The organism is Ideonella azotifigens (genome assembly GCF_006519715.1).
GTDB lineage: Bacteria > Pseudomonadota > Gammaproteobacteria > Burkholderiales > Burkholderiaceae_C > Ideonella > Ideonella azotifigens.
In genome coordinates this window covers 1-7,863 of the sequence record NZ_VIDT01000226.1, presented here as the reverse complement: position 1 = coordinate 7,863, position 7,863 = coordinate 1, and the positions used below count along the sequence as shown (strand labels likewise).

Below are 7,863 nucleotides of genomic sequence, written 5' to 3'. Positions count from 1 at the left end.
CAGATCATCACTTCCACCGGCGCTACGCACGCGCTGGACCTGATCTCGCGTACGCTGCTGTCGCCGGGCGATGCGGTGCTGGTCGACGAGCCGGCCTGGGCCGTGGAATACGCGCGGCTCAGCCAGCTCGGCATGCGGCTGCTGCCGGTGCCGCGCGGCGTGGACGGGCCGGACCTGGGCGTGATGGCCACGCTGATCCGGGAGCACCGGCCGCGCATGTACGTGACGGTGCCGGTGCTGCACAACCCGACCGGCAACTCCATCAGCCTGGCACACGCCCACCAGGTGCTGAAGCTGGCCGAGGCGCATGACTTCTGGGTGGTCGAGGACGACACCTATTCCCACCTCGCCCCCGCCCACCTGCCGCGCATGAGCGCGCTGGACGGGCTGCAGCGCACGCTCTACGTGTCCGGCTTCTCGAAGATCCTCACGCCGAGTTGGCGCGTGGGCTACATGGCCGTGCCGCCGCAGGTCGTGGAGCGGCTGGTCGACACCAAGCTGCTGTCCACGCTGACCACGCCTGCCGTGCTGGAGCAGGCGGTGGCGCTGTGCCTGGAGCAGGGCAGCCTGCGCCGCCACGCCGAGCGGGTCACGCAGCGGCTGGACGCGGCGCGTCACCGCACGGTGCAATTGGCACAGGCGCACGGCTGCCGTTTCGTCACGCCGCCCAACGGCCTGTTTGGCTGGCTGGACACGGGCGTGGACACCGAGGCGCTGGCGCAGGTGATGCTGGACCAGGGCTGGCTGCTGGCGCCCGGCCACCTGTTCCAGGCCACGCGCAAGCCCGGCACGCTGATGCGCATCAACTTCGCGACCAGCCAGGACCCGGTGTTCTGGCAAGCCTTGAGCGCGGCAAGGCGCTGAAGCTGGCGTGCGGACGCGCGGGTGCCACATGGTTTATCCCGTGTTGCAGCGGCCCCCGCCTGTCGCCCTGGGGACAAGGCAAGACCCTTGCGCTGCCTAGACTTTGGCGCTCACGAAACCCGGAGCTGCCATGTCACGCCGTCGCCAATTCCTTGTTCGAAGTTCAGCGCTCGCGCTGGCCGCAACCGGGCTGCCGGTGGCGCGGGCTGCGGACGAAGCGCTTGGCCCGCAGCAGGTGACCCTGGGCTGTTCGCTGGCCATGACGGGCCCGCTGGGCGGTGCCGGCACCGCGCATGTGGCGGGCATCAAGGCGGCCTTTCGTGCGGTCAACGAGAACGGCGGCATCAATGGCCGGAACCTGCGTCTTGCCGTGCGGGACGATGCTTACGTTGCCACCCGGACCTTGGAGAACGTCAAAGGCCTGCTGGACGGCAATGCCGCGTTCGCGCTGATGTCCTGCATGGGCACGGCCAACACCGCGGCCATCCTGCCGCTGATCGAGCAGGCCGGCGTGCCTTGCGTGGGGCCGGTGACTGGCGCAGCCTCGCTGCGGCGGCCTGACCTGAGGCAGGTCTTCCATGTGCGTGCCAGCTACAGCGACGAAGCCATCCGCGTGGTGCAGCAGCTGGTCTCGATGGGGCTGAAGGACATTGCACTGGTCTACCTGGACAACCCGTTTGGCAAGGAAGTGCTGCGTGATGCAGAGGCCGCGCTGAGTGACAAGGGGCTGAAGTCGATCGGCCAGTTTGCGCTCGCGGTGAATGGCGCGAATGCCGGTGAGCTGAGCCAGCAGGTGCTGGCCGCCAGGCCGGGCGCGGTGCTGCTGGTCACGACAGGCAGCGCCAACACCGCGCTGGTGCTGGCGCTGCGCAGCAAGGCCGGCGGGCTGCCGATGGTGGGGCTGTCGGTCTCGGTCATTGCGTCCGAGCTGCCACGGCTGGGTGCCGCCGCCAAGGGCATGGCCATGACGCAGGTCTTCCCGGATGCAGAGAAGACCAAGCTGGCCGCTGTGCGCCAGTACCAGGCCGAGATGAAGGCGCTGGGCGACGAGCACTATGACGCCAGCAGCTTCGAAGGCTGGGTCAATGCGCAGATGATGATGGAAGGCCTGCGACGCGCTGGCCGCGACCTGAGCCGCGACAAGCTGCGCCAGGCCCTGGCCAGCATCAAGCGCCTGGACCTGGGCGACTACAGCCTGGGGTACGCAGGCGCCGGGCCGTTTGTCGCGTCACGCTTCATCGAGCTGGCGGTGATGGGCGCCGACGGCCACCGCGTCGGCTAGAGAGGGTGCTTCAGCAGACGCCGGGCAGCGCGGCCTGCTCGGCCTGGCTGAGCACGCGCAGGTGCAGCTCGCCCTCGAGCGTGGCCAGGCCGTGCAGGTCGATGGACTTCTGCGTCTGCAGCAGCCGGGCCAGGTAGGCAATGATGGCCGGCTCGATCACCTGGCCCGGCACCAGCACCGGGATGCCGGGCGGGTAGGGCACGATCTGGTCGCAGCAGATGCGGCCGTTCAGCGCCGGGTTGGCGCGGCCGTTGTCGTCCAGCACCGGCAGCTTCTCGCCGGCCTCGTAGAAGGCGTCCCGCGGCAGGCAGGCCAGGCGCGTGAAGCGTGGCGCCTCGGGCATGCGTGCGTAGGTCAGCGGCGTGCGGCGGTCCTTGGCCAGGCGCAGCATCGCGTCGAACAGGCGCGAGACCTTGCTGCGCGTGGTGCCGATGGTCAGCAGCAGCGTGAGCGTGTTGTGAGTGTTCTTCTCGACCTGGATGTTGTAGCGGCCGATCAGCTCGCCGCGCAATTCGTCCGCGCTCCAGCCGCTGGCCGAGATGTCGATGGTCAGCTTGGTCGGGTCCAGGCGGATGCCGTCTGCCTTTACTTCGTCTGACAGCAGCTCGTCCAGCTCCAGGACCCGGAACGCGCCGGTGGCGTTGATCTTCTGGCGCAGCTCGTGGGCGAACTTCAGCGAGCGGTCCAGCAGCCGGTAGCCCTCCATCACAGCCTGCTTGCGCGCCACGTCCAGGCTGGCGATCAGGTTGTACTGCGGGCTGGTGCTCGCGTGCATGTTGAAGTTCTCGCGGAACAGGTGCTCGTCGAACGCCGGGTCGTTGACGTGGATCATGCTGGCTTGCGAAAAGGCCGAGAGGATCTTGTGCGTGCTCTGCGTCGCATAGTCGGCGCCGCACTCCAGCGCGGTCGGCCGCAGCTCGGGGTGGAAGCGGGCATGGCCGTACCAGGCCTCGTCGACGATGACCTTGATGCCGGCCTCGTGGGCCGTCTGGATGATGGGGCGCAGGTCGTAGCGCAGGCCGTCGTAGGTGCAACTGGTGAGGATCAGCACCTTGGCGTCCGGGTTGGCTGCGATGGCCGCGGCAATCGTCGCCTTGGGCACCGGGCCGAACAGGCCGAAATGGCGGTTGACCGACGAGTCCAGGTAGACCGGCATCGCGCCCGACAGGATCACGCCGTGGTGGACCGACTTGTGGCAGTTGCGGTCCAGCAGCAGCTTGTCGCCCGGTGCCAGCAGGGTCTGGAAGATGACCTTGTTCGAGGTGCTGGTGCCGTTGGTGGCGAAGTAGGTCTTGCGCGCGCCGAAGGCCTTGGCGGCCAGCTTCTGCGACTGGGCGATCACGCCGGTCGGATGCAGCAGCGAGTCCAACTCGGGCACGCTCACCGAAAGGTCGGCGCGCAGCATTTCCTCGCCGACGAAGTCGTAGAAGTCGCCCACCCAGGGGCTGTTCTTGAACGAGTCGCCGCCGCCGTGGCCGGGCGTGTGCCAGCTGTCCTTGGCCTGGGCCACGTAGTCGCGCAGCGCGTCGTAGAAAGGCGTGTCGGCCTTCTCGGCCAGCTCGGCCGCGAGGATGCGGAACCAGCCGTTGAAGTCCATTTCCTCGCGGAAGAAGTAGCCATCCACCGCGTCGCTGGCGAGCTGCTCGACCAGCAGCTTGTCGCTGTCGTCCTCCAGCAGCATGTAGAGCGACAGCTCGGGCCTGGCTTCGATGATGCGCTGGGCGGTGAGCACGGCCGGCGCGCCATGGTCTTCGCTGCCGCGCGCGCCGTGGTCCATCAGCACCACCTGCACGTCTGCGCCGGCGGTGGTGGCCAATGCGGCTTCCAGTGCGCCGCCGTCGCAGGCGCAGGCGATGGCCTGCAGGCCGAAGGGGTTGTCCAGCCTTGCGGCCGCGGCATTCAGGCCATGGACCACGGCGGCCCGCCAGGTCTCGTCTGCGCTGACCACCAGCACATGGGTTGCGGGCTTTGTCACTTGTCTCTCCTCATTGCACTGCCTGTCGCTGGCGGCCGGCTCGTGGCCTGCTGCCGAATCCTGTCCTGCCGCACGCGGGTGCGCGGGCAGCCTGCCAGTGTAGGAGCGCCCAAGGCGCAGAAAACTCGGTTCGAGGCCGCAGGCGGCCAGCCGGGCGCCGCTGCCTGGCCTCAGCCTAGGGGTTGCCTCGGCGGCTTGCGCGCCATGCCGGATTCATTGATTGTCAGCCGGCTGCCAAGTGGTTAGAGTCAATCGGCGACCCGTTGTTCTGTCTCATGGCCGCGAACAGGGATCAGGGGATCAAGGGATCAAGATGAACAACGAGTTCGCCTTGCAGGGCGCGCTGACGGACATTCGCAGCTACCCTGACTGGGTTCAGGATCTGGTCAGCGAATGTGAGCCCACCCGGCTGGGCGTGACGCAGCACGAACTGTTCCGCCTGATGCGGGACGCGCGCTTGGCGCCCGGGCAGACCCGCAATTTCCTCGCCGGCATCTGGCCGGTGATCGAGCAGTTCCCGCAGTACATGGCACTGAACCTGCTGAAGGTGGCGCTGGGCCGGGTGCGGGGCCACGACCAGGCGCGCAGGTACCTGATTCGCAACATCCGCGTCGAGCAGAACCATGCGGACCATTGGCAGGCCTGGGCGCTGGCGGCCGGGCTCTCGCTGGACGACCTGGTGCACGGTGCGGTGCCGCCGGCCACCGAGGCCTTGTCGCACTGGTGCTGGCACAGCTGCGAGCGGGACTCGCTGGCCGCCGGCATGGCGGCGACCAACTACGCGATCGAGGGGGCCACGGGTGAGTGGGCCGACCTGGTCTGCGCCAGCGATGCCTACGAGAACAGCCTGCCCGAACTGCATCGCACCAAGGCGATGAAGTGGCTCAAGCTGCACGCCAAATACGACGACACCCATCCCTGGGAGGCGCTGGAAATCATCAGCACGCTGGTGGGCATGACGCCCAACCGGGGCTACGTGGACCTGATCCGCTCCCGGGTGCTGACCAGCTACAACTACATGAAGATGGCGCTGGACAAGTGCCTGGACGCCCCCTTCCCCGTGCAGGTGCCGAGGTGGGATCCTTCTCGCTACGAGGCGGTCCGCGAGCGGGTTTGACGCAATGCAGGGAGTCGGCGCCGACCTCCAGCCCATCATGCAACGCCGCCCCGCCCGCCGAATCTCCTGGGTCGTCGTGGCCCTTGGCACCATCGGCCTGTTCCAGGTGCTGCTGGCCATTTTCAGCATTCAGTTGCTGGCAGCGGTGCAGTCGTACGTGATTGGCGAGAGCCTGTATTCCAAGGCCCAGAAGGACGCGCACATCCACCTGCTGGAGTACCTTCAGTCCGGCACGGAGGAGGACCACAGGCAGTTCCTGGATGCCGTCGCCATTCCGGTGGGCGACCGCATGGCCCGCGAAGAACTGGACAAGGCGGCGCCCGACTTCGAGGTGGTGAGGCGAGCCTTTCTCGCCGGCGGCAATCACCCCGATGACATCGACGGGCTGATCTGGCTCTATCGCTGGTTTCATGATTCTTCGCTGATGGCCGAGGCGATTGCGAGCTGGCGTGAGGGCGACCTTGCCGTTGCCGAGTTGCAGGCGGTGGACAAGCAGTTGCGGCTGATTCCGCCGTCCAGGCGTTTCGACGAGGCCCTGACCGCGGAGATGCGGGCCAAGGTGGCCAGCATCAATCTGCGCCTGACACGCCTGGAGCGCACGTTTTCCGATCGCCTTGCCTTCAACGCGCGCCTGCTTCGGCGAGCTGCCATTGCCATCAACGCGCTGGCGGCTGCGTTGCTCGGGTTTCTGGGCCTGGGCATCGTGCGCCGCGGGCTGCGGGACAGGGAGTTGGCGGCACACGAGATCCGGCGTCGGCAGCAACTGCTGCAGCAGTTGCTGGACTCCACGACCGAAGGCTTGCTGGGGGTCGATACCCGGGGCTTTTGCACCTTCGTGAACCGTGCCGCGCTGGATCGCCTGGGGTACCGGCAGGAATCGGAACTGGTCGGCCACGAGGTTCATTCGGTGATTCATTCCCGCTGCGAGTTGGTGGCGGGTGAACAGACCTGCCCGGTGCAGCAGACCTTCCTGAAGATGGAGCCGGCGCACCGCCAGGCCAGCCAGTTCTGGGATCGGCAGGGCAGGGCGTTTCCGGTCGAGTACTGGGCCCACCCGATGTACCAGGATGGCCGGCCCGATGGTGCGGTGGTGACCTTCTTCGACGTGAGCGAGCAACGGCGCACCAAGGCTGCGCTGGAGAAGAGCGAAGCCAAGCTCGCCAAGCTCATCGAGGCGGTGGCCGATGCCGTGATCTCGGCCGATGAGCATGGGCGGATCGTGCTGTTCAATCGTGCGGCGGAACAGGTGTTCCGGCTGCGCGCCGAGCAGGTCCTGGGTCGGCCCGTGGCCGAGCTGTTCAAGGATCTGGCCCTGCTGGACGGTGGTGCACCTGCAGCGGCGCCTGGCGGCAAACCACTGGAACTGGTAGGCCTGCGGGGCGACGTGCCATTCCCCGCCGAGGCCACGTTCTCGAGAGTGGACACCGGCCCTGGGCCGCAGACCACCATCGTGCTGCGCGATGTGAGCGAGCAACTGGCCATGCGGCGCGAGCGCGAGCAGCGCCAGACGCTGGAGGCCCACAGCCGCGCCAAGACGGAGTTCCTGTCGCGCATGAGCCATGAGTTGCGCACGCCGCTGAATGCCGTGCTCGGGTTCGCGCAGCTGATGAACATCGACCTGGCGCACCCGCTGGATCCGCTGAACCAGGGGCGGGCACGTCAGATCGAGCGCGCAGGCGCCCACCTGCTGGCGCTGGTGAACGATGTGCTGGACCTGTCGATGGTGGAATCCGGCCGGCTCTCGCTGAGCCTGCAGGCGGTGGAGGCCCGTGCCGTGGCGGAAGAGGCCAGTTCGGTGGCCGGCACGCTTTCGGAGGAAGGGCGGATCGAGCTCGACGTGAGCTTCCCCGGCCCGCTGTGGGTGCATGCAGACGAGGTGCGCCTGCGGCAGTCGCTGATCAACCTGCTGAGCAACGCCGTCAAGTACGGCGGCCGCGAGGGACCTGTCACGCTGTCCCTGGTGCCGCAGCACGATCACTGCCAGTTCAGCGTGAAGGACCAGGGACCCGGCATGACGGACAGCCAGTTGACCCACCTGTTCGAACCCTTCAATCGCCTGGGCGCCGAACACTCCGGTGTCGAAGGCACAGGCATCGGACTGGTGCTGACACGCCAGCTCGTCCAGGCGATGGGCGGCGAGCTGGCGGTGGAGAGCGCGCCTGGCCAGGGCACCCGGGCCACCATCACCTTGCCCTGGGCGGCGGCGCCGCAGGCACTGGCTGCGCCCCGCTGGCCGGTTGCCGCGTCAAGCAGCGCCGCCCGGCTGGACGTGCTCTATGCCGAGGACAACGACGTCAACATCGAGCTGATGTCGCAGCTGGTCAAGCTGCGCTCGTGGGTCACCTTCCGGGCCGCCAACAGCGGTGCGCTTGCACTGGCGATGTTCATGCAGCGGCGGCCCGACCTGGTGCTGATCGACATGAACCTTGGCGATGTCTCGGGCCTGGAGTTGGCGGCGCAATTGCGTGCCCTGCCGGGCGCGGCCACGGCTCGGCTGGTCGCCCTGTCGGCCGACGCGCTGCCGCACCAGGTCCGCATGGCACTCGACAGCGGCTTCGAGGGCTACCTGACCAAGCCGATCAACTTCGCCGAGGTCCTGGGGCTGTTTGATCGGCTGGGCGGCGC

5 protein-coding genes are annotated in these 7,863 nt (G+C 67.8%); 4 read left to right on the top strand and 1 reads right to left on the bottom strand.

Features of this window, described 5'->3' with window-relative positions:
- Positions 1–864 (top strand): aminotransferase-like domain-containing protein (locus FKP22_RS14895; RefSeq protein WP_141288258.1); only part of this gene is annotated, 864 nt, incomplete at its 5' end.
- A 130-nt stretch (positions 865–994) separates the two neighbouring features.
- Positions 995–2,146, top strand: a complete 1,152-nt coding sequence (locus tag FKP22_RS14890) for an ABC transporter substrate-binding protein (protein WP_141288257.1) — start codon at positions 995–997, stop codon at positions 2,144–2,146.
- A 10-nt stretch (positions 2,147–2,156) separates the two neighbouring features.
- Here the strand turns inward: FKP22_RS14890 and FKP22_RS14885 are convergent, their stop codons facing one another.
- The gene (locus FKP22_RS14885) at positions 2,157–4,121 is read right to left on the bottom strand and encodes an aminotransferase class I/II-fold pyridoxal phosphate-dependent enzyme (RefSeq protein WP_141288256.1); all 1,965 of its coding nucleotides are present in this window, start codon (positions 4,119–4,121) and stop codon (positions 2,157–2,159) included.
- A 313-nt stretch (positions 4,122–4,434) separates the two neighbouring features.
- Here FKP22_RS14885 and FKP22_RS14880 point away from each other — a divergent pair, with 313 nt between their 5' ends.
- The gene (locus FKP22_RS14880; RefSeq protein WP_141288255.1) at positions 4,435–5,238 is read left to right on the top strand and encodes an iron-containing redox enzyme family protein; all 804 of its coding nucleotides are present in this window, start codon (positions 4,435–4,437) and stop codon (positions 5,236–5,238) included.
- 37 nt (positions 5,239–5,275) lie between these two features.
- Positions 5,276–7,863: hybrid sensor histidine kinase/response regulator (locus FKP22_RS14875; RefSeq protein ID WP_170200913.1), on the top strand; the 2,588-nt coding region annotated here is incomplete at its 3' end.